The 20,978-nt window shown below is 56.5% G+C and carries 19 protein-coding genes and 1 pseudogene; 7 read left to right on the top strand and 13 right to left on the bottom strand.

Translation table 11 applies throughout. The annotated features are described in order from the left end of the window. Nucleotide 1 precedes the first annotated feature (1 nt). From urtA to K5I40_RS23905, 4 genes are all read right to left on the bottom strand, one after another. Nucleotides 2-1,273: an urea ABC transporter substrate-binding protein gene (gene urtA / locus K5I40_RS06550; protein WP_039028836.1), complete on the bottom strand. Its 1,272-nt coding sequence runs from the start codon at nucleotides 1,271-1,273 to the stop codon at nucleotides 2-4. Nucleotides 1,274-1,476: 203 nt separating this feature from the next. Further along, the gene (locus K5I40_RS06555; protein WP_223074125.1) at nucleotides 1,477-2,580 is read right to left on the bottom strand and encodes a cobalamin-independent methionine synthase II family protein; all 1,104 of its coding nucleotides are present in this window, start codon (nucleotides 2,578-2,580) and stop codon (nucleotides 1,477-1,479) included. Between the two features lie 298 nt (nucleotides 2,581-2,878). Beyond that, a complete protein-coding gene (locus tag K5I40_RS06560) occupies nucleotides 2,879-3,217 on the bottom strand; it encodes a hypothetical protein (protein ID WP_223074126.1) in 339 nt (112 codons plus the stop codon). 137 nt (nucleotides 3,218-3,354) lie between these two features. Next, nucleotides 3,355-3,489: a hypothetical protein gene (locus K5I40_RS23905; protein WP_255296466.1), complete on the bottom strand. Its 135-nt coding sequence runs from the start codon at nucleotides 3,487-3,489 to the stop codon at nucleotides 3,355-3,357. 397 nt (nucleotides 3,490-3,886) lie between these two features. Between K5I40_RS23905 and K5I40_RS06565 the strand changes: the two genes are divergently transcribed. Further along, nucleotides 3,887-4,249 (top strand): hypothetical protein, encoded by a 363-nt coding sequence (locus K5I40_RS06565; RefSeq protein ID WP_251929561.1) that lies wholly within the window; start codon nucleotides 3,887-3,889, stop codon nucleotides 4,247-4,249. Nucleotides 4,250-4,295: 46 nt separating this feature from the next. Here the strand turns inward: K5I40_RS06565 and dcp are convergent, their stop codons facing one another. Then, nucleotides 4,296-6,341: a peptidyl-dipeptidase Dcp gene (gene dcp, locus K5I40_RS06570; RefSeq protein ID WP_223074127.1), complete on the bottom strand. Its 2,046-nt coding sequence runs from the start codon at nucleotides 6,339-6,341 to the stop codon at nucleotides 4,296-4,298. Nucleotides 6,342-6,494: 153 nt separating this feature from the next. Here dcp and ydfG point away from each other — a divergent pair, with 153 nt between their 5' ends. Both ydfG and K5I40_RS06580 read left to right on the top strand, forming a co-directional pair. Next, nucleotides 6,495-7,241 (top strand): bifunctional NADP-dependent 3-hydroxy acid dehydrogenase/3-hydroxypropionate dehydrogenase YdfG, encoded by a 747-nt coding sequence (gene ydfG, locus K5I40_RS06575; protein ID WP_039029249.1) that lies wholly within the window; start codon nucleotides 6,495-6,497, stop codon nucleotides 7,239-7,241. Between the two features lie 91 nt (nucleotides 7,242-7,332). Continuing rightward, entirely contained in the window at nucleotides 7,333-8,019 is a 687-nt protein-coding gene (locus tag K5I40_RS06580; RefSeq protein WP_039029248.1) for a GntR family transcriptional regulator, read from the top strand. Nucleotides 8,020-8,065: 46 nt separating this feature from the next. Here K5I40_RS06580 and K5I40_RS06585 read toward each other — a convergent pair whose 3' ends face one another. From K5I40_RS06585 to K5I40_RS06615, 7 genes and pseudogenes are all read right to left on the bottom strand, one after another. Next, nucleotides 8,066-8,497 carry a universal stress protein gene (locus K5I40_RS06585; RefSeq protein ID WP_039029247.1) on the bottom strand — a complete coding sequence of 144 codons (432 nt, stop codon included), beginning with the start codon at nucleotides 8,495-8,497 and terminating at the stop codon, nucleotides 8,066-8,068. Between the two features lie 157 nt (nucleotides 8,498-8,654). Next, on the bottom strand, nucleotides 8,655-10,118 hold the full coding sequence (locus K5I40_RS06590; protein ID WP_223074128.1) for a mannitol dehydrogenase family protein: 1,464 nt from the start codon (nucleotides 10,116-10,118) through the stop codon (nucleotides 8,655-8,657). A 217-nt stretch (nucleotides 10,119-10,335) separates the two neighbouring features. Next, nucleotides 10,336-11,879 (bottom strand): annotated as a pseudogene (locus K5I40_RS06595) (MFS transporter). 119 nt (nucleotides 11,880-11,998) lie between these two features. Beyond that, entirely contained in the window at nucleotides 11,999-13,378 is a 1,380-nt protein-coding gene (locus tag K5I40_RS06600) for an MFS transporter (RefSeq protein WP_223074129.1), read from the bottom strand. A gap of 53 nt (nucleotides 13,379-13,431) precedes the next feature. Beyond that, the gene (locus K5I40_RS06605) at nucleotides 13,432-14,451 is read right to left on the bottom strand and encodes a Zn-dependent oxidoreductase (RefSeq protein WP_223074130.1); all 1,020 of its coding nucleotides are present in this window, start codon (nucleotides 14,449-14,451) and stop codon (nucleotides 13,432-13,434) included. 11 nt (nucleotides 14,452-14,462) lie between these two features. Then, a complete protein-coding gene (gene manD, locus K5I40_RS06610; protein WP_039029243.1) occupies nucleotides 14,463-15,677 on the bottom strand; it encodes a D-mannonate dehydratase ManD in 1,215 nt (404 codons plus the stop codon). A 109-nt stretch (nucleotides 15,678-15,786) separates the two neighbouring features. Next, a complete protein-coding gene (locus tag K5I40_RS06615; protein WP_039029242.1) occupies nucleotides 15,787-16,113 on the bottom strand; it encodes a YnfA family protein in 327 nt (108 codons plus the stop codon). Between the two features lie 147 nt (nucleotides 16,114-16,260). Between K5I40_RS06615 and K5I40_RS06620 the strand changes: the two genes are divergently transcribed. Further along, nucleotides 16,261-16,590, top strand: coding sequence for a DUF1283 family protein (locus K5I40_RS06620; protein ID WP_039029241.1), 330 nt, complete (start codon nucleotides 16,261-16,263; stop codon nucleotides 16,588-16,590). A 39-nt stretch (nucleotides 16,591-16,629) separates the two neighbouring features. Here the strand turns inward: K5I40_RS06620 and K5I40_RS06625 are convergent, their stop codons facing one another. Then, nucleotides 16,630-17,340: a YnfC family lipoprotein gene (locus K5I40_RS06625; RefSeq protein WP_223074131.1), complete on the bottom strand. Its 711-nt coding sequence runs from the start codon at nucleotides 17,338-17,340 to the stop codon at nucleotides 16,630-16,632. 100 nt (nucleotides 17,341-17,440) lie between these two features. Here K5I40_RS06625 and K5I40_RS06630 point away from each other — a divergent pair, with 100 nt between their 5' ends. The 3 genes from K5I40_RS06630 (at nucleotide 17,441) to dmsD (ending at nucleotide 20,969) form a co-directional block, all read left to right on the top strand. Next, entirely contained in the window at nucleotides 17,441-17,746 is a 306-nt protein-coding gene (locus K5I40_RS06630; RefSeq protein WP_103824474.1) for a DUF1161 domain-containing protein, read from the top strand. A gap of 148 nt (nucleotides 17,747-17,894) precedes the next feature. After that, entirely contained in the window at nucleotides 17,895-20,324 is a 2,430-nt protein-coding gene (ynfE, locus tag K5I40_RS06635; protein WP_223074132.1) for a selenate/tellurate reductase subunit YnfE, read from the top strand. Nucleotides 20,325-20,369: 45 nt separating this feature from the next. Continuing rightward, on the top strand, nucleotides 20,370-20,969 hold the full coding sequence (dmsD, locus tag K5I40_RS06640) for a Tat proofreading chaperone DmsD (protein ID WP_223074133.1): 600 nt from the start codon (nucleotides 20,370-20,372) through the stop codon (nucleotides 20,967-20,969). Nucleotides 20,970-20,978: the final 9 nt, after the last annotated feature.

Below are 20,978 nucleotides of genomic sequence, written 5' to 3' on the forward strand. Positions count from 1 at the left end.
ATCAGTTGCTGGCCGTTTTCATCGGCGTGTCGGGCTTTTTGTCATTACCGGCGATGTACGGGCTCCACGGCTGGGCGCGTACCGGCTCTTCGGTCTGCCACACCACGTTGAACTGTCCGTTGCCTTCGATTTCGCCAATCATCACCGGCTTATGCAGATGGTGGTTGGTGGCATCCATGGTCAGGGTGAAGCCCGACGGGGCTTTGAAGGACTGGCCTGCCATGGCGGCACGCACTTTATCCACGTCGGTGGTTCCGGCTTTTTCCACCGCCTGGGCCCACATGTGGATCCCCACGTAGGTGGCTTCCATCGGATCGTTGGTCACGACCGTATCGGCGTTAGGCAGTTTCTGCGCTTTCGCCCAGTTTTTGTACGCCGCCACGAAGGTCTGGTTGGCCGGGTTATCCACCGATTCGAAGTAGTTCCACGCCGCCAGGTTACCCACCAGCGGTTTGGTATCGATACCGCGCAGCTCCTCTTCACCCACCGAGAACGCGACGACCGGCACGTCGGTGGCTTTCACGCCCTGGTTCGCCAGCTCTTTGTAGAACGGTACGTTGGAGTCGCCATTGATGGTGGAGACCACCGCGGTTTTACCTGCGGCGGAGAACTTCTTAATGCTGGCGACGATGGTCTGGTAATCGCTGTGGCCGAACGGGGTGTAGACCTCTTCGATGTCTTTATCCTGTACCCCTTTCGAGTGCAGGAAGGCGCGCAGGATTTTGTTGGTGGTGCGCGGGTAGACGTAGTCGGTGCCCAGCAGGAAGAAGCGCTTCGCCGCCCCGCCGTCCTCGCTCATCAGATACTCCACCGCGGGAATGGCCTGCTGGTTAGGCGCGGCTCCGGTATAGAAGACGTTCGGGGACATCTCTTCCCCTTCGTACTGCACCGGGTAGAACAGCAGGCCGTTCAGCTCTTCAAATACCGGCAGGACCGATTTGCGCGATACCGAGGTCCAGCAGCCGAACACCGCTGCCACCTTATCCTGGCTTAACAGCTGGCGGGCCTTCTCGGCAAACAGCGGCCAGTTAGAGGCCGGGTCAACCACCACCGGCTCCAGTTTTTTGCCCAGCACGCCGCCTTTGGCGTTGATTTCGTCGATGGTCATCAGCGCCACGTCTTTAAGTGGCGTTTCGGAAATCGCCATCGTTCCGGAGAGCGAATGCATGATGCCAATTTTAATGGTGTCAGCGGCCTGCACGCTGAAACTCATCCCCATGGCCACGACGGAGGCCGATAAAGCAAAGGCTTTTAACAAGGTACGACGATGCATAATTTTCACTCCTGAAAAGAAAGCTGTGCGAAATCGTCCGTTACGGCGTGGACGCAGAAAAAGCAATCAGGATCAGACAGAGCAAAAAGGATGCCAGAACGAAAAATCTGTAGATTCAGGGGGCGGGAGAGTCTTTTAAAGGCAGGTGCGGATCAGGATGGCACAGCGTTGCACTTTATTAATGCAACGCTGTGGAAAAGCGATTACCAGACTTCGCTGGCGATCTGAGTGACCAGGCGAACCTTGTCCCACTGCTGGGCTTCGGTCAGGGCGTTACCCTCTTCGGTAGAGGCAAAGCCGCACTGCGGGCTGAGGCAGATCTGGTCCTTCGCGACATACTTCGCTGCCTCTTCCAGACGCGCTTTCACCCCTTCCGGGTTCTCCAGTTCGCCGCTTTTGGTGGTGATAAGCCCCAGCACCACCTGCTGCTTGCCCGGACGGATAAAGCGTAACGGGGCAAAGTCGCCGCTGCGATCGTTATCGTATTCCAGGAAGAACGCATCGACATTGACGGTGCCAAACAGGATCTCCGCCACCGGCTCGTAACCCCCTTCAGAAATCCAGGTCGAGCGGAAGTTACCCCGGCAGACGTGCAGCCCGATGGTCAGATCGTCCGGCTTGCCTTCCAGCGCCTTGTTCAGCACGCGGGCATAGGTGCGAGCCAGCTGGTCCGGGTCATCGCCACGCTCCAGGATCTGACGGCGCTGATCGTCCGAGCAGAGATAGGCCCAGACGGTGTCGTCCAGCTGCAGATTGCGGCAGCCCGCAGCATAGAAGGCGTGGATAGCATCGCGCCAGGTCTGGGCCAGGTCATCAAAGTAAACATCCAGATCCGGGTAGACCGTGGCGTCGATGACCTTGCGACCGCCGCGGAAGTGCAGCACGCTCGGGCTCGGGATGGTCATCTTCGGCTGAGCATTGCCGCTGACGCTTTGCAGATAGCGGAAGTCGTCGAGCATCGGATGGCTGCCGAAGCCCAGTTTGCCGGTGACGCGAACGCCGTGGGCTTTGGTCTGCACGCCGTTAAACTGGATCCCCTGCTCGGATTCGTAACGCTCCACGCCCTGCAGACCGTCGAAGAAATCAAAGTGCCACCAGGCGCGACGAAACTCGCCGTCCGTCACCACATGCAGGCCGCAGGCGCACTGCTGTTCAACCACGTGACGAATCGCTTCATCTTCTACCGCACGCAGCTGTTGGGCGTCGATCTCGCCGCTGGCGAATTTCACTCGCGCCTGTTTGATGGCGTCGGGACGTAAAAAGCTACCTACCACATCGGCACGGTACGGGGCGTGTTGTCGCTGCATGCTTATCTCCTTTAACTGCCGCCAGGTAATTGCCGACAGTGATAATTCATTATTTGAACTTTTAGACTTCTGGATGGCTATATGTCCAAAAGATGTCACAGCGCTGGCCCCGCGGCAAACGAGAAAAATTCATCGGTGTTGAAAAAAATTCATGTTGCAGCGGAAGGGTAAAAAAAACCGCCAGAGACTGGCGGTAAATGCTTGCATGGATAGATTTGTATTTTGATATCTACGGACCCGGCATTCCATACCAGGCTGCGGATCCTGACCAAGCTAGCATGATGAAGATAAATGAAGGCTAAACAACCTTGCTCTGTGCCCCCTGTTTGATTGCACTTTTCTGGCGCAAGGCACGGGATAACAGCCACACCAGGGTGCAGGCAATCACCGGCACCAGCCAGTCGAGCAGGCTGGACATATTCCAGACCTGCCAGTCAAACCCGCCCCACCACGGCATATTGGCGCGCTTGCCGTGTCCAAAAAGGGCAATCCAGCGGTATTCCGCCTGGGTCTGCTCCCGGGCGATAAACCACACCGCCCCCAGCGCTCCGCCGACGCCCCACCGGCGCCACTTCAGGCCGCATAAACACTGCACAGTGACTGCCGCTAACGCGTGCATTAAAGGAGATAAATCCATGACCCTGACTGACGCTCTCTTCTTATATCTACGTTAACCCAGCAACATACGGGTAAAGTCGGCGCGGGTGAAGGGTAGAAATTGTGTTGATCGCAGACATGGCCATAAAAAACCGCCCGAAGGCGGTTAAGTGTTTTTTATAGCGGTTTCCTGGTCACGTCAGGATCGTCAACGACCGGCGGGTCATTCACATCGGGGACGTCAGGAATATCATCATCAGGAAGCGGTTCATCATCAGGAAGAGGATCAACGTAATCTGGACGATCGGTCATAAAACCTCCGTCAAACATAGTATGAGAGACTACTTAGCTTTACCCGGTTTCTGTTGGGACTGATCGTCTTTCGGGTTCTTTTGAGACTGCTTAGACTGATCTTTGTTAGCACCTTGATCGTTGGATTTCATTTTGAACTCCTGTGGGTAGATGCGGTAACTTGCCGCCATTAAAATATAAGACATGCTTATAGTTATATCGAGCGAGGCGAGAGCTTAAAGAGGTAAGCAATTATTTTATTTTATGAATGTTCAATGGGTTAGCGCATGCAAACTTAAATGATAAAACGTGTAATAAGTTATCACGATGGTGTCGGTACTATTATGCTGATTACGTTTGGTCTGCCTGTCATCAGCGCTAAATGATATGCTAAAGACAATAAGAACAAGGAGTTAATATGTTTTCATTCCTGAATACCCTCAAGCGATTAATCGATAATCCTCCAGCAACGTCAGAAGAGCCAAAAGAGTACACCACCGAACAACTCCTCCAGTGGGCTACCGGATGCATGCTGGAAGGTTTACCTGACGAATTCTATGAGGCAAGGATTTCCTGCTTTCGTAACATTGACAGTGAAGGACGTACAGCTATTGCCGCTACGCATGAATTCAAATTAACCAGTGATAGCGAATATGCCTCTTTCACTCCACCCGACGATCTTTACGCCACCCAATGCATAGAGATCATTCTTACCGATAAAAACTGGAGTCATGCCACGATAACGTTTAATCCACAAACGACGCGTTTCAGGTGGCAATAAAAAACCGGGCATCGCGCCCGGTTCTGTTTTCAGCCTGAAAAATCCCTTACGCACTCAAGCCGCGATTCACCAGCATCGGTTCAATCTGCGGATCGTGCCCGCGCCACGCCCGATAAAGTTCAGCTAAATCAGCGCTGTTCCCGCGTGACAAAATCGCTTCGCGGAATGTCTGCCCGTTTTCGCGGGTCAATCCGCCCTCTTCCACGAACCACTGATAGCCGTCATCGGCCAGCATTTGGGTCCACAGATAGGCGTAATAGCCTGCCGCGTAGCCGCCCCCGAAGATATGGGCGAAGTAGCTGCTACGGTAGCGCGGCGGTACGGCGGGGAGATCCAGATGCTCGCGCTTCAGCGCTGCGGTTTCGAACGCCTCGACGTCTGCTGGCGCTTCGCTGGCGGCGATGCCGTGCCAGTTCATATCCAGCAGCGCGGCGCTGAGCAGTTCGGTCATGTCATAGCCTTTATTAAACTGGGTAGCGCTGAGCATTTTCTCGCGCAGGGCATCGGGCATCGGCTCCCCGGTCTGATAGTGGCGGGCATAGTGGGCAAAGACATCAGGATGGCTGGCCCAGTGTTCGTTAATTTGCGACGGGAACTCCACAAAATCACGCGGCGTGTTGGTGCCGGAGAGCGTGGCGTAACGCTGGCTGGCAAACAGGCCGTGCAGAGTATGACCAAACTCGTGGAACAGGGTGATAACATCATCCCAGGAGATCAACGCCGGCTGGCCTTCCGCCGGTTTCTGATAGTTGCAGACGTTGTAGATCACCGGGCGGGTATTGAACTCATTGGATTGCTCGACAAAGTTGCCCATCCACGCCCCGCCGCCTTTCGAGTCGCGGGCGAAAAAGTCACCGTAAAAGAGCGCCATCCCCTCACCGTTGTGATCGAAGATCTCCCAGACGCGCACGTCAGGATGGTAGACGGGAATGTCGTTGCGCTCGGCGAAGGTGATCCCGAACAGCTGGGTCGCCGCCCAGAATACGCCGTCGGTCAGGACCCTGTTGAGGGCAAAATAGGGTTTAACCTGCGTCTCATCCAGAGCGTATTTCGCCAGACGCACGCGCTCGGCGTAAAACGACCAGTCCCAGGCCTGCACCTGGAAATGCCCCTGCTCGTCATCAATAACCTTTTGAATGTCGGCCTGCTCCTGCAGGGCGCGACCCCGTGCGGCCGGGACGATCCCGCGCATAAACTGCAGCGCGGCGTCGGGGGTTTTTGCCATCTGATCGGCGATTTTCCAGCTGGCATAGTTGCTGTAACCCAGCAGTTCCGCCTGGCGGGCACGCAGGGCCACCAGCCGGGCGATCACCTCCCGGGTGTCGTTGGCATCATTTTTTTGCGTGCGCAGCCAGCCTGCCTTGAAGAGATTTTCCCTGATCTTACGATCGCGCAGCTGTTGCAGCGCCGGCTGCTGGGTGGTATTCAACAGCGGAATGAGCCAGCGATCGCTGAGCCCCTTCTCCTCCGCGGCCTGGGCAGCCGCCGCCTGTTCCGCCGGGCTCAGGCCATCCAGCTGGTGCAGATAATCCACCACCAGCCCACCCGCTTTGTCCGCTGCCAGCAGGCGCTGGTTAAACTGGCTGATCAGAGTGGCCGCTTCGGTATTAAGCGCCTTCAGCTCCTGCTTTTCCGCCTCGCCCAACCGGGCTCCGGCCAGAATAAAGCGCTGATGAAGTTCTTCAATCAGGCGCAGAGACTCGGCATCCGGCGCCATCGCCTGCCGATCGTTGTAGATGGCATCCACGCGGGCAAAGAGCGCATCATTGAGCCAGATATCGTTCGCCAGCGCCGCCAGCTCGGTTGAGACCGCCTCTTCCAGCTGCTGCAGATAGTCATTGGTGTGCGCCGAGGTCATAGCGAAGAAGACGCTGCTCACCCGGCTCAGCAGAGCGCCGCTTTTCTCCAGCGCCAGCACGGTATTGGCGAAATCGGGCGCATCCGCAGATCCGGCAATTGCCGCGATCTCCTCACGCTTCTGACGGATAGCGTCGTCGAAGGCCGGACGGTAGTGCTCGTCGCGGATCAGATCAAAATGCGGTGCCTGGTACGGCAGCGAGCTGTCAGCGAAAAAAGGATTGGTGCCAGACATATCAGACTCCTGAATATGATGAATCTCACCAGAGTAGGCCAGCCCGACATGCGCTGCAATATCTGCCGCCATACGGGCATGAAAAGTCACCTTACTCTGCGTCACATCACATGCTATGGTAGTACAACACAAAAAGCGTTGAGGAACAGTGAGATGATAATTTTAGTTACCGGAGCAACTGCGGGTTTTGGTGAAAGCATCACGCGTCGCTTCGTCGCCAACGGCCATAAGGTGATTGCCACCGGCCGTCGTCAGGAGCGTCTGCAGGAGCTGAAAGAGGAGCTCGGCGACAGCATTCTGACCGCACAGCTGGACGTGCGTAACCGCGCATCCATTGAAGAGATGATTGCCAACCTGCCGGCTGAGTGGCGTGATATCGACGTTCTGGTTAACAACGCCGGGCTGGCGCTGGGACTTGAGCCTGCGCATAAAGCCAGCGTCGAAGACTGGGAAACGATGATCGACACCAATAACAAAGGCCTGGTCTATATGACCCGCGCCGTGCTGCCTGGCATGGTCGAGCGCAACCGCGGTCACGTGATCAACATCGGCTCCACTGCCGGTAGCTGGCCGTATGCGGGCGGCAACGTCTATGGCGCGACCAAAGCCTTTGTGCGCCAGTTCAGCCTGAACCTGCGCACCGACCTGCACGGTACCGCCATCCGCGTGACGGATGTCGAGCCGGGCCTGGTTGGCGGCACCGAGTTTTCCAACGTCCGCTTTAAAGGCGACGACGACAAAGCAGGTAAAACCTACGAGAATACCACCGCCCTGACCCCGGAAGATGTTACCGAAGCCGTCTGGTGGGTGGCGACCCTGCCGAAACATGTCAACATCAACACCGTTGAAATGATGCCGGTGACTCAGAGCTTTGCTGGCCTGAGCGTCCATCGCGGATGATCTTTCCCCGCCCGGCCTGCGGGCCGGGACTGGGATACCAGGCAAAAGAATGGTAGTATTTCCCGGTTAACTCTCTGAGAAATCACATCGAATGGCCGCTGAATCGCAACTTAATCCGACACAACCCGTTAATCAGCAAATTTATCGTATTCTGCGCAGCGACATCGTGCATTGTCTGATCCCGCCGGGCACCCCACTTTCTGAAAAAGAGGTGTCGGTCCGTTTTGATGTCTCCCGTCAGCCGGTTCGCGAAGCCTTTATTAAGCTTGCCGAAAACGGCCTGATTCAGATCCGCCCCCAGCGCGGCAGCTACGTCAATAAGATCTCCCTCAGCCAGGTGCAGAACGGCTGTTTTGTCCGTCAGGCCATCGAGTGCGCCGTGGTCCGTCGTGCGGCAGGCCTGGTTGACGACAACCAGTGTTATCAGCTGGAGCAGAACCTGCACCAGCAGCGCATCGCCATTGAGCGTAAACAGCTGAATGATTTCTTCCTGCTCGACGACGAATTTCACCAGAAGCTGGCGCAGATTGCCGGCTGCCAGCTGGCGTGGGATACCATCGAGAACATCAAGGCGACCATGGACCGGGTGCGTTACATGAGTCTTGACCACGTTTCGCCGCCGGAGATGCTGCTGCGTCAGCATCTGGATATTTTTAATGCGCTGGAAAAGCGCGACGCCGATGCGGTAGAAAAAGCGATGACCCTGCATCTGCAGGAAATTGGCGAGTCAGTGCAGTTAATTCGTCAGGAAAACAGCGACTGGTTCAGCGAAGAGTAAAACTTCCGCATCCCGTCGAATATTCGGGATGCGGCAAATTATTTGATTAACGCACCACTAATACCGGAATTTTGGCATAGCGTAATACCGATTCCGCATTCGAACCCAGCAGATGGGTCGTCACGCCAGGCTTTTTCGAACCGATAACAATAATATCGAATTTACCTTCAGTCCCCGTCGCGATAATTTCATCCCGCACGCTGCCAAAACGCACTTCGGTATGCATTCTCTCCGGCGGTACATCAAAGAGCCGCTTTAATTCGTTCATCTTTCTCTTTGACTCTTCGGTCATATAGGCTTCGAACTTAGCGATATCCGACGAAAAGCCCCGCAGCAGCGCGCGGCTGTTGACCGGAAGAACATTTAACAACGTGATTTCAGCATTATCCGCCCGGGCCAGAAATGCGGCGTGACGCACGGCCTTATCACTCAAATCCATTTCAAAGACATCGACAGGCATCAATATTTTCTTATACATACGCCCTTCTCCTTATATCGACAATGTGCTTGTTAACGATATTCAGATTGACATGTTTTTATGAAACGAAACTTAAACGACTCGGTCAGGAAATAGGCGGGATAAGTAAAGAAGTGTTTATTGACTATGCCGCCGCGAACGGCGGCATAAAGAGAGGTTAAATCTGTGCGGCGTATTGTGCGACCGTGGCTTTGGCCCCGTCTTTTAATAATGTCGCGTAGGCATTCATCACTGCATCAACAAATACCTTATCCTGCGGTAACTCCTGGCCGAAAATAGTGTCAATTCCCAGCAGCGCTTTTACGCGGCTTTCGCCTTCCGCACTGCCTTTGACCGCCGCCTGAATCACCGGCAGCAGCGGATCGCACACCTCGATGGCTTCACCACCCTCGTCCACCCCACCGACGTAACGCATCCAGCCCGCCACGCCCAGCGCCAGCAGCGGGAAGGGCTTCTGATGGACACGGTGCCAGCGCACGGAATCCAGCATACGCTGAGGCAGCTTCTGGCTGCCGTCCATGGCGATCTGCCAGGTACGGTGGCGCAGCGCCGGATTGCTGTAGCGTTCGATCAATAGATAGGCGTAACGTTCGAGATCCACACCGGTGACTTTCAGGGTCGGGGCCTGTTCGTTTAACATCAGAGCACGGGCGGCGCGCTTGTAGTTCGCGTCCTCCATGCAGTCGTTAATGTGCTGATAGCCCGCCAGATAGCCCAGGTAGGCCAGGAAGGAGTGGCTGCCGTTCAGCATACGCAGCTTCATCTCTTCGAACGGGATCACATCGGCCACCAGTTCAGCCCCGGCTTTCTCCCACTCCGGACGACCGGCGACAAAGTTGTCTTCGATAACCCACTGGCGGAACGGCTCACAGGCCACGCCTGCCGGATCGCGCACGCCGGTGATCTGTTCGATTTTGTTCAGCGTATCGGCGGTGACGGCAGGCACAATACGGTCGACCATGGTTGACGGGAAGGTGACGTGCGTTTCGATCCAGTCCGCCAGCTCAGCGCTCACCGCGCGGGCATAGGCGCAGGTCACGTTGCGCATCACATGGCCGTTCTCCGGCATGTTGTCGCAGGACATCACGGTGAAGGCCGGCAGCCCGGCTTGTTTGCGTCGCGCCAGCGCTTCTACCACCACACCCACGGCGGATACCGGCTGGTGAGGATTCTGCAGATCGGCGGCGATCAGCGGGTGATCGAGCATCAACTGCCCGGTAGCCGGGGCATGGCAGTAGCCTTTTTCGGTGATGGTTAACGAGACGATCGCCACCTGCGGCTCGCACATGGCATCCAGCACCGCTTCCAGCCCATCCACCTGGGCATGCAGCGCTTTTTTGACCACGCCAACAACCCGCGCCGTCCAGGCATCGGCAGACATTTCCGCCACGGTGAAGAGATTATCCTGCGCCTTGAGATCCGCGATCTGCTGCTCGCCGCCAATCAGATTGACCTCGCAATAGCCCCACTCACTGCCGTGATCGGCGGCCAGAATATCGGCATAGACTGCCTGATGCGCGCGATGGAAGGCACCAAACCCGAGATGCACGATGCGTGTCTGCAGGTTGTCGCGGTTATATTGAGGAAGCGTGGCTTGCGCATGTAATAACGGATTTTTCATGATAGTACTCGTTAATGTGATTAAGCGATGGATCCGGGCCGGTTGATTCACCTGGCCCGGCTTACTAACCCAACTAGAATGGTAGGCAGAATAAAAAATTCTCTGCCGTTAACCATACTGATTGTTGGTACGTCGATATTGATTTACGTTAACTTTTCACCATCTGGTGTGACATCAATTGCAAGTTGTGTGACAGCATTAAAATGCTGTAAACCATTTATCCTGCAATGGTGGCCTTTTCACGCTGTTGGTCTGGCAGCGAATTCGGTGCTGTCCATAATGTGTCGTAGTCATGCCCGGTCAGATCCTCCACGATACGCCGTACGTGCGGTTCGACCGCCGCTTTTGAACCATTGGCCCTGAGGCGATCAACCTCCGCCACAAAGATCTGGTGAGTCTCTTTATTCAGCCGGAACGTCAGAGCCTGCCACATAGCCAGAATTAACAGCCCGGCGGTGCCGACGAACATCAGCATGGCGATCGTATGAATGGCTTCCGGCGGCTGAACCTGGCTGCCCTTCACAAAGCCGCCGTTTTGCAGCAGCAGGCCAACCACAAAGGTGGCGATGGCAACCGTGGTTTTGCGCGAGAAGGTCATCACCGCAGCGAACAGCCCTTCCCGGCGCTGACGGCTGACCATTTCGTCAATATCGGGAATAAACGGGAAAACGTTCCACGGCGTGAACTCCAGTACGCAGCGCCCGACCTGATACACCCCAGCCAGGATGAACAGCGTGGCAACGGTATTCAGGGCCGGGATCTGATACACCGCCAGAAAACCAGCCAGGCACAGCATCATCAGGGCATAAGCGAAAACGTACAGCCGGGCCGGACCGTATTTGATGATCCCGAACCCGGCAATGAGCGTCACCGGCAGGCCGACAATGCTCATCGACAGCAGGCTCCCTGCCAGCGACGACGAGACGTTCAGGCAGTAAACGCAGAAGAAGACAAACACGGTGTTATAGACATCTTTGCCGGTGAACGACAGGAGATAAATTGCCAGATGCTTTCTGAAAGCGCGGATTTTCAGCGTCGAGGCGTAGGATTTGAACAGGTCAACGACCGCGCGAAGTTTGTCAGACAGGCTACCGGGTAAGGCTGATTTTTCCAGTTCCACCTGCATTTCCGGAGTGATATCCCGCTCCCAGGTCACTTTCCATGAAATAAAGACGCAGACCATAAACAGCACCGCGAAAATCACGCCGTTTATCAGATAGGCATTCGCGCTCTGCTCGCCAAAATAACCAATCAGCAGCCCCGGAATAAAGGTTGCCAGAAAGGTACCGGACGCCGACATAAACATCCGGCAGGTGGATAACTTAGTGCGACCATTAAACTCTTTGGTCATTTCGGAAGGCAGCGTTTCCCACGGGATCAGCACCATGGCGGCGATGATCTCAAACGCCAGGTAGACCGCCAGATAAAACGCATAGCTCATTCCGTCGAGCCAGAGTAAGGCGTAGACCAGCATCAACGGCGCGCGATCAGCAGGAAGAAACGCCGACGGCCAAATTTCTTACCAAAATAGTTTTTATAGAAGTGGTCCGTTAGGCTGCCCATAAACAGACTGACCACCGCATCGACAATACGGGCGATGGCCACAATCGATGCCGCTTCTATTGGCGACAGGCCGACAAAGGTGGTGTAGAAAAATAACAGCCAGGCGCCAATAACGGTAAATGCGCCGCCGCCCATAATATCGGTCAGACCGTATCCAATACTGACCGGAATAGTGATGTTTTTATTTGCACGAGACATAACGTTTCCTTACCTGAAAATAATTCAGTGAATTCCCGATGCTTCTTTGATTTAGCGTTTAATCGTTTTTATTGAGAGGAAAAAAAAGACTCCCCTGTTTTCAGGGGAGTCTTTGGACATCAGGAGATGGCGCGGTGTTTACCGCTCACCCTCATTGCGGCAGATTTGTCGTCTGCGGCGTCTTCCAGCGCGCTGAGGTCGCGATCGCATACTTCAGGCATCAGCAGGGCTGAAATCAGGCCGATGCAGGAGTAGACAATCACCATCACCACAATTGGCCACCAGGAGTCGGTCATGTTGCAGAAGATACCCGCCAGCACCGGACCAAAACCAACCGCAATCAGACCGCCCGCCTCTTTTGAAATCGCCATCCGGGTAAAGCGGTTACGCGAGCCAAACATCTCGGCCATGGTGATGTTTTCCAGGGCGAACAGACCGAGTACCGCAAAGTTATGGATAACGATAATCGAGGCCATGATCACGCCAGGGCTGTACGACTTATCGACAATAATCGAGATCATCGGGTAGGCCAGAATGATGGCCGAAATGCTCAGCAGAATATAAGGCAGACGACGGCCAAATTTATCGGATAACCAGCCCAGCAGCGGAATAGTAATAAAGCCGAGAATCGAGCTGATCATTAGGGCATCGGTCGGGATCGCTTTATCAAACAGCAGCGTCTGCACCAGATAACCGGCAAGGAAGGTCTGGATCAGGCCGGAGTTACCCGCCTGGCCGAAACGCAGGCCGGTAGCCAGCCAGAACGATTTGCTCTTCAGCATGGCACCCAGGGTGCTCTCCTGAGCAACAGCGGCCTGTGCCGGAGCCTCTTCAGCGACCTGCTCAAATACCGGGCTCTCTTTGAGGTTCATACGCAGCCAGATGGCAAAGATCATCACCACCACGCTTGCGAGGAACGGCACGCGCCAGCCCCAGGCAATCAGCTCTTCACGGTCGAGGGCAAAGAACATTACCGCCCAGATCGCGGTGGCGCTCAGGGTGCCGCAGTTGGTGCCCATCGCCACCAGGGAGGAGATGATCCCGCGTTTCCCTTTCGGCGCATATTCCGCCAGCATGGTGCCTGCGCCAGAGATCTCCGCGCCTGCGCCCAGCCCCTGGATAATACGCAGCGTCACCAGCAGTATCGGTGCGAAAATACCAATCTGCGCATAGGTCGGCAGCACGCCGATGAGGGTGGTGCAGATCCCCATCATGGTGATGGTGATAAAGAGCACCTTTTTACGGCCTACGCTGTCGCCCATTTTGCCGAAGATAAAGGCGCCGACGATACGGGCGATATAGCCTGCGCCGTAGGTGCCCATCGCCAGAATCAGCGCCATCGCGGCCGACTGCTCCGGGAAGAAGATTTCGTGGAAGACTAACGCCGCGCCCAGCGAGTAAAGCTGGAAGTCCATAAACTCTAACGCGGTGCCAAGCCACCCGGATACGGCGGCTTTGATCAGGTCAGATGTGGATCTTTCATGTTGTACTTGAGTCATATTGGCTATCTCAACAGGGTAAGATGCGTACCGCTAAACCGCATTCACTATTATTATTCAGAGAACGTCAGTAATACCTTGCAGCACTGCCGCTGGTCTTTCTCGAACAGTTCAATGGCGTCTTTAACGTGCTGATACTCAAAGGTGTGAGTAATCAATTTATCGGGATCGATAAGTCCTTTCTCCAGCCAGTCGATGACCACCGGGAACTTGTTGGCATTCAGGCGTGAGGAGAAAATAGAGAGCTCTTTGCCGGTGATCCCCTGCTGGGCAACCTGGCTTGGATCGCTGGAGAAGCCCATCAGTACAATCCGCCCGCCCGGCGAGGCGAGATTGACCGCTTCCTGCAAAATAGAGGGGTGACAGGCCGCATCAATAATCAGCGTTGGTTTGATGCCCTTCTCTTCCAGCACAGCCTGCAACGACTGATTACCATTGTTGATGACCCAGTCGGCCCCGCAGCGCTGCGCCATCTCCAGGCGCTCGTCGATGCGATCGACCACAATCACCTGTTTCACCTTGTAGACGCCCTTCAGCGCCTGAACGGTGACCAGCCCCATCGGCCCGGCGCCATAAATAAGCGCCACATCCTGCTCTGTCGGGCTGGCATGGCCGGTAACGTTGGCCGCGATGGTGAACGGCTCCACCATGACCGCATGCTTATCGCTGATGGCATCCGGAATGACCCAGGCGTTTTTAGCCGGCACCACGGCGTATTCACTGAAGCCGCCGTCGCGGTGTACGCCCAGCACCACCAGCGAGGTGCAGACGTTCGGTTTGCCCACCGAGCACGGGTAGCAGTGCCCGCAGCTGATCACAGGATCAACCGAGACGCGCTGGCCCAGGCGCGAGGTGTCGACGCCCTCGCCGACGGCATCAATCACGCCAAAGAACTCATGGCCGATCACGCGCGGGTATTTCGCGAACGGGTTATGGCCGCGATAGATATGGCTGTCGGAACCGCAGATCCCGGCCAGCTTCACCTTGACGCGCACTTCGCCTGCGGCAGGAGACGGTAACGGACGCTCTTCGATCACCAGCGCATTCGGTTGTTGAATAACGATACTTTTCATCATCTGCTCCTTTACCAGTTCCACAGCGTGCCGTCTTCGAGACGGGCAACCGGCAGGTAAGCGGGATCGTAGGGATATTTCGCCGCCAGTTTTTCATCAAAATCGATGCCCAGGCCCGGCTTATCGCCCGGATGCATGTAGCCGTCTTCGAAGGTCCAGTTATGATGGAACACTTCCAGCATCTGTTCGGAATAGCCCATGTACTCCTGCACGCCAAAGTTCGGTACCCACAGGTCGAAGTGCAGCGCCGCGGCGTGGCAAATCGGTGACAGATCCGACGGACCGTGTGAACCGGTGCGCACCTGGTAGAGCGAGGCGAAATCGGCAATCCGACGCATCCCGGTGATACCGCCCGCATGGGTGATGGTGGTGCGGATGTAGTCGATCAGCTGCTCTTCGATCAGCTGCTTGCAGTCCCAGATGCTGTTGAACACTTCGCCCACGGCAATTGGGGTGACGGTGTGCTGGCGGATCAGACGGAAGCACTCCTGGTTCTCGGCTGGCGTCGGGTCTTCCATCCAGAACATGCGGTACTGTTCGATGCTCTTACCGAAACGCGCCGCTTCGATCGGCGTCAGGCGGTGGTGCATGTCGTGCAGCAGGTGTTCATTAAAGCCATACTTGTTACGCACGGCGTCAAATAATTTCGGGGTAAAATCGAGGTACTTTTCGGTTGACCACAGCTGCTCTTCCGGCCAGTTGCCCTTGGTGGCAGGCTCATACGCCAGCCCTTTCCCTTTAGACATGCCGTAGGTGGTTTTCATTCCCGGCACGCCGCACTGAACGCGGATCGCCTTGAAGCCCATCTCTTTATGGCGGGCGTAATCTTCCAGCACGTCGTCGATGGTGTGTCCGGTGGTGTGGCAGTAAACCATCACCCCTTCACGGGAGGCCCCGCCCAGCAGCTGGTACAGCGGCATATTGGCGGCTTTGGCTTTGATATCCCACAGCGCCATGTCGATGGCGGAAATCGCCGACATGGTGACCGGGCCACGACGCCAGTACGCGCCTTTATAGAAGAACTGCCAGATATCTTCGATACGGTGAGCATCGCGGCCGATTAACTGCGGGCAGAGATGATCTTTCAGGTAGGACGCGACGGAGAGCTCGCGGCCATTTAAGGTGGCATCACCCAGGCCGACAATCCCTTCGTCGGTGGTGATCTTCAGCGTGACAAAGTTGCGCCCTGGACAGGTGACAAATACTTCAGCCCCTACGATCTTCATGTTCTGGTTCCTTACATCTTTTGTTGTGATGCAGGAAATTTACGCAATCGCCCTACTACCATACAAGTATGAAGATCGAAAAATCGTCGCTTGATCACAGATTGGGCGCTTATGCGCGCCCCCAGCCTGCCACGATGATTAACATGCCGCACAGCGCAACCGCCGCGCCAGCCCAGTCGTAGAGGCTCAGCTTCACGCCATCCACCACCCGCAGCCACAGCAGCGCGGTGCAGACGTACACCCCGCCATAGGCGGCATAGACGCGCCCGCTTGCCGCCGGATGCAGCGTCAGCAGCCAGACAAACAGCGCCAGGGCAACGCCCGCGGGAATTAACAGCAGCACCGAAGCGCCCTTTTTCAGCCATAGCCAGGGCAGAAAACAGCCGAGAATTTCGCACAGCGCCGTGGCGAAAAAGAGCAAAGTTGTTTTAAACATATTTAACGTTGTCTGATGAGTGATGGGTTATCATACCTGAATGTGAAAGGAACCCTTCCACATACCTGATGTGGGTATGACCTCAAAATGGACTGTTGTAGAATCCCGGTGGTTATTCGAATTTCCACCGCCAATAAGGAAATCGCTATGCGTAAATTGAGCACACGCCTCTGTATGGCTGCCCTGCTGGCCGCTGTTGTCATCGCGCCAGTATCCGCCAACACCAGCAAACTGATTATTGAATCCGGCGACAGCGCCCAGAGCCGTCAGAATGCCGCCATGGATAAAGAGCAATGGAACGACACCCGCAGCCTGCGCCACAAGGTGAATACTCGCGCTGAGAAAGAGTGGGATAAAGAGGATGTAGCCTTTGACGCGCGGGATAAGTGCCAGCAGAGCGCCAACGTCAACGCCTACTGGGAGCCCAACACCCTGCGCTGCCTCGACCGCCGCACCGGCCGCGTGATGGCCCCCTGACTTCTGCCCGCAGGCACCGCGCTGTACTCTGCGCGGTGCTTAGTAGTATTCGATGCTGTTTTTGATGGTGTACTTCCGCGACACCGCAGGTTTAACGCTTTCATCCACCACTTCCAGCTCGCACTCCACGGGATTATCGTGGCTGTCGTAATCACAGGTCTGCTTCACATTGCCCAGCGGCTTCTCGTTCAACTGGCTTACCGAGGTGTAGTCCAGCTTCTTGCGCTTGTCTGCCGCCGGTGTCGCCGTAATCGAGAGATGCTGCTCCCCGGAGACGGTGGTTTTGCCCAGCGGATAACCGTCGGCATCGTAGCGATAGTTCACTTCCATATCCTTGCCGTGGGCGCTGACGATGAACCCGTTGTCATCGGTATCCCATGAGATCCCCGACGCGGGCAGTTCCGCCAGCTGGCACTTGCCCTGCAGCCGCAGCTTTTTTTGCTGGGTTTGTGCATCAAGATAATAATTCGCGTCCAGCACCAGGGCGATGCCGGTGTTGGCCTCGAGATCGTGCAGCTCCAGGCTGTCAAAACAGCCTTCCGTGGAGAGCGTGCCGCTGACGCGCTTTGCCACTTCCCCTTTTTCATTGAACAGCGTCTGGCTGAAGTCTTTCACCGGCCCGCGCAGGGGATCGAAATCAAACTCGTTGGAAAAACTGGCCATTTCTGGCGTAAACGACAGCGGCGCGGCGGTGTTGTCACACCCCGCCAACAGTGCTGCAAGGACAAGCATAAGCGCGTGTTTATTCACATGACCTACCGATAGCAGAAGATAATTCCAGGCATATTAACAAATACAACCGTTTACATTGGCTATTATTATAGTCACACACAGTCGTAAGGAGGCAGATATGAAACGGTTACCCTGGATTACTGCACTTTTGCTGGCGGGCATTGCCCCGGCCGCGCTGGCGGCACCCGATAACTGCGAACGGATCAAAAGCGACATCCAGCAGCGGATCATCAATAACGGCGTACCGGAAAGCGGCTTTATGCTGAACATTGTGCCTAACGATCAGGCCGATAAGCCCGACGCCGAAGTGGTAGGCCACTGCGCCAATGACACCCTCAAAATCCTCTATACCCGCACCAGCAGCGGCAACTATCCGGTCAGCGGAGGCGGCAATCAGGCCCCGGCGCCACGCGAGCCGCAGTGAGTTTTACCCCCGTTAACGCGGGGGAATCTCCTTTGTTTTGATGTACATTAATATTAACTCCCCCTTAATGGGTAACACTCCCCTCCATTAGCCAGATCGTCATCACGGCTGAAATCAGTTCTCAACGACGAACCTAATGGAGTGAGTCATGTCAGATAATGAGCCAAGCGGCGGGATCAGCCGCCGTACCCTTGTCAAATCGACCGCCATCGGATCCCTTGCGCTTGCCGCGGGCGGCCTGTCATTGCCCTTTGGTTTACGCCCTGCCGCTGCCGCCGTGCAGCAGGCGCGCGAAGATAAAGTGGTCTGGGGCGCCTGTTCGGTCAACTGCGGTAGCCGCTGCGCCCTGCGCCTGCACGTGCGTGACGATGAAGTTTACTGGGTAGAAACCGACAACACCGGCGACGACATCTATGGCAACCATCAGGTGCGCGCCTGCCTGCGCGGACGCTCGATCCGTAGACGCATCAACCACCCTGACCGTCTGAACTATCCCATGAAGCGCGTGGGCAAACGCGGAGAAGGCAAGTTCGAGCGCATCACCTGGGATGAAGCCCTGGATCTGCTCACTGCCAGCCTGCGCGACGTGGTGGCTAAATATGGCAACGAAGCGGTCTACATTAATTACTCTTCCGGAATTGTCGGTGGAAATATTACCCGCTCCTCGCCTTACGCCTCTCTGGTCGCCCGGCTGATGAACTGCTACGGCGGCTTCCTGAGCCATTACGGCACCTACAGCACCGCGCAGATCGCCTGCGCCATGCCTTACACCTACGGCAGTAACGAGGGCAACAGCACCTCGGATATTGAAAACAGCAAGCTGGTGGTGATGTTCGGTAATAACCCGGCGGAAACACGCATGAGCGGCGGCGGGATCACGTATTACCTTGAACAGGCGCGGGAACGCTCGAATGCGCGCATGATCGTCATCGATCCTCGCTACACCGATACCGCCGCCGGGCGTGAAGATGAGTGGATCCCGATTCGACCGGGTACGGATGCCGCCCTGGTCGCAGGCATCGCCTGGGTGCTGATTAACGAAAACCTCGTCGATCAGCCGTTCCTCGATAAATATTGCGTGGGTTACGACGAAACCACCCTGCCGGAAGGCGCGCCCGCCAACGGGCATTACAAGGCCTATATTCTGGGCCAGGGCGATGATGCCACCGCCAAAACGCCGGAGTGGGCCTCACGCATCACCGGTATTCCTGTCGATCGGATCGTTAAGCTGGCCCGTGAAATCGGCACCGCGAAACCGGCTTATATCTGCCAGGGCTGGGGGCCGCAGCGTCAGGCCAACGGCGAGCTGACCTCCCGCGCCATCGCCATGCTGCCGATCCTCACCGGTAACGTCGGCATTAACGGCGGCAACAGCGGCGCGCGTGAATCCACCTACACCATCACCATCGAACGCATGCCGCTGCCGGAGAACCCGGTCAAAACCCAAATCTCCTGCTTCAGCTGGACCGACGCTATCGCCCGCGGTCCGGAGATGACCGCCACCCGCGACGGGGTGCGCGGCAAAGATAAGCTCGACGTGCCGATCAAGTTCATCTGGAACTATGCCGGTAACACCATCATCAACCAGCATTCGGATATCAACAAAACCCACGACATTTTGCAGGACGAGAGCAAGTGCGAAATGATTGTGGTGATCGACAACTTTATGACCTCTTCGGCGAAATATGCCGATCTGCTGCTGCCGGATCTGATGACCGTCGAACAGGAGGACATCATTCCCAACGACTACGCCGGAAACATGGGGTATCTGATCTTCCTCCAGCCGGTGACCGCGCCAAAATTTGAACGCAAGCCCATCTACTGGATCATGAGCGAAGTGGCGAAGCGCCTCGGCCCGAACGTGCATCAGCGCTTTACCGAAGGCCGGACCCAGGCAGAATGGTTGCAGTACCTCTACGCTAAGATGGTGGCTAAAGATCCGCAGCTCCCCTCTTATGAAGAATTAAAAGCGATGGGCATCTATAAACGTAAAGATCCGAACGGCCATTTCGTTGCCTACAAGAAATTCCGCGACGATCCGGCGGCTAACCCGTTGAAAACGCCGTCGGGGAAAATCGAGATCTACTCCAGCAGGCTGGCCGACATTGCTGGTTCTTGGCAGCTGGAGAAAGACGAAACCATCAGCCCGCTGCCGGTCTATGCCTCCACCTTTGAAGGCTGGGACGATCCTGAGCGCAGCCAGTTCCCGCTGCAGCTGTTTGGCTTCCACTACAAGGCCCGCACCCACTCCAGCTATGGCAACGTGGATGTGCTGCAGGCCGCCTGCCGTCAGGAGGTGTGGCTCAACCCGGTGGACGCCGCGTCGCGCGGGATAGCAAACGGCGACATGGTGCGGGTCTGGAACGCCCGGGGCGAATTGCGCATTCCGGCGAAAGTGACCCCGCGCATCATGCCGGGCGTCAGCGCCATGGGCCAGGGGGCGTGGCACGATGCCAACATGACCGGGGATCGCATTGACCACGGTTCGTGCATCAACACCCTGACCACCCATCGTCCATCCCCGCTGGCGAAGGGTAATCCGCAGCACACCAACCTGGTGCAGATTGAAAAAGCGTAAATAATGAGTCAGCGCGGGGCAACCCGCGCAGTTGAAGGATGAAGTATGAGAGAGTCGTTTGCTTTTACTGCCCGCGTGTTGGGCGCCCTGTTTTACTACGCGCCGGACAGCCCCGAGGCCGCGCCGCTGGTCACGGCGTTGACCCAGACCGACTGGCTGCACGACTGGCCGCTGGATAACGAGCGGCTGGCCGCCGTCGCCGACGAACTGCGCGAGCCTTGCGATGAGCCCCTGCGCACCGCCTGGCAGCGTCTGTTTGTTGGCCCCTGGGCGCTGCCAGCCCCGCCGTGGGGATCGGTGTGGCTGGATCGCGAATCGGTGCTGTTCGGCGACTCCACCCTCGCGCTGCGCCAGTGGATGCGCGACAATGGCATCGTGTTTGAGATGGCGCAAAACGAGCCGGAAGATCACTTTGGCGCCCTGCTGCTGATGGCGGCATGGCTGGCGGAAACCGGCCGTGACGCAGAGTGCGACCAGCTGCTGGCCTGGCATCTGCTGCCCTGGAGCAGCCGTTTTCTTACCGTGTTCACCGAAAACGCAGGCCACCCCTTCTACCGCGCGCTGGGCAAACTGACCCAACTGACGCTGGCAGAGTGGCAGTCCGGCCTGCTGATACCGGTGGCCGAAAAGCCGCTCTACCGTTAACCTTTCCCT

This window comes from Leclercia sp. LTM14 (genome assembly GCF_023736175.1).
Classification (GTDB): domain Bacteria; phylum Pseudomonadota; class Gammaproteobacteria; order Enterobacterales; family Enterobacteriaceae; genus Enterobacter; species Enterobacter barmai.

Excerpts from the sequence above, each read along its gene's own strand:
- urtA (WP_039028836.1), bottom strand. The coding sequence starts at position 1,273 with ATGCATCGTCGTACCTTGTTAAAAGCCTTTGCTTTATCGGCCTCCGTC.
- K5I40_RS06590 (WP_223074128.1), bottom strand. The coding sequence starts at position 10,118 with ATGAAAAATCCGTTATTACATGCGCAAGCCACGCTTCCTCAATATAAC.
- K5I40_RS23905 (WP_255296466.1), bottom strand. The coding sequence starts at position 3,489 with ATGACCGATCGTCCAGATTACGTTGATCCTCTTCCTGATGATGAACCG.
- K5I40_RS06560 (WP_223074126.1), bottom strand. The coding sequence starts at position 3,217 with ATGGATTTATCTCCTTTAATGCACGCGTTAGCGGCAGTCACTGTGCAG.
- K5I40_RS06585 (WP_039029247.1), bottom strand. The coding sequence starts at position 8,497 with ATGTATAAGAAAATATTGATGCCTGTCGATGTCTTTGAAATGGATTTG.
- dmsD (WP_223074133.1), top strand. The coding sequence starts at position 20,370 with ATGAGAGAGTCGTTTGCTTTTACTGCCCGCGTGTTGGGCGCCCTGTTT.
- K5I40_RS06555 (WP_223074125.1), bottom strand. The coding sequence starts at position 2,580 with ATGCAGCGACAACACGCCCCGTACCGTGCCGATGTGGTAGGTAGCTTT.
- dcp (WP_223074127.1), bottom strand. The coding sequence starts at position 6,341 with ATGTCTGGCACCAATCCTTTTTTCGCTGACAGCTCGCTGCCGTACCAG.
- K5I40_RS06620 (WP_039029241.1), top strand. The coding sequence starts at position 16,261 with ATGCGTAAATTGAGCACACGCCTCTGTATGGCTGCCCTGCTGGCCGCT.
- manD (WP_039029243.1), bottom strand. The coding sequence starts at position 15,677 with ATGAAGATCGTAGGGGCTGAAGTATTTGTCACCTGTCCAGGGCGCAAC.
- ydfG (WP_039029249.1), top strand. The coding sequence starts at position 6,495 with ATGATAATTTTAGTTACCGGAGCAACTGCGGGTTTTGGTGAAAGCATC.
- K5I40_RS06580 (WP_039029248.1), top strand. The coding sequence starts at position 7,333 with ATGGCCGCTGAATCGCAACTTAATCCGACACAACCCGTTAATCAGCAA.
- K5I40_RS06600 (WP_223074129.1), bottom strand. The coding sequence starts at position 13,378 with ATGACTCAAGTACAACATGAAAGATCCACATCTGACCTGATCAAAGCC.
- K5I40_RS06615 (WP_039029242.1), bottom strand. The coding sequence starts at position 16,113 with ATGTTTAAAACAACTTTGCTCTTTTTCGCCACGGCGCTGTGCGAAATT.
- K5I40_RS06605 (WP_223074130.1), bottom strand. The coding sequence starts at position 14,451 with ATGAAAAGTATCGTTATTCAACAACCGAATGCGCTGGTGATCGAAGAG.
- ynfE (WP_223074132.1), top strand. The coding sequence starts at position 17,895 with ATGTCAGATAATGAGCCAAGCGGCGGGATCAGCCGCCGTACCCTTGTC.
- K5I40_RS06630 (WP_103824474.1), top strand. The coding sequence starts at position 17,441 with ATGAAACGGTTACCCTGGATTACTGCACTTTTGCTGGCGGGCATTGCC.
- K5I40_RS06565 (WP_251929561.1), top strand. The coding sequence starts at position 3,887 with ATGTTTTCATTCCTGAATACCCTCAAGCGATTAATCGATAATCCTCCA.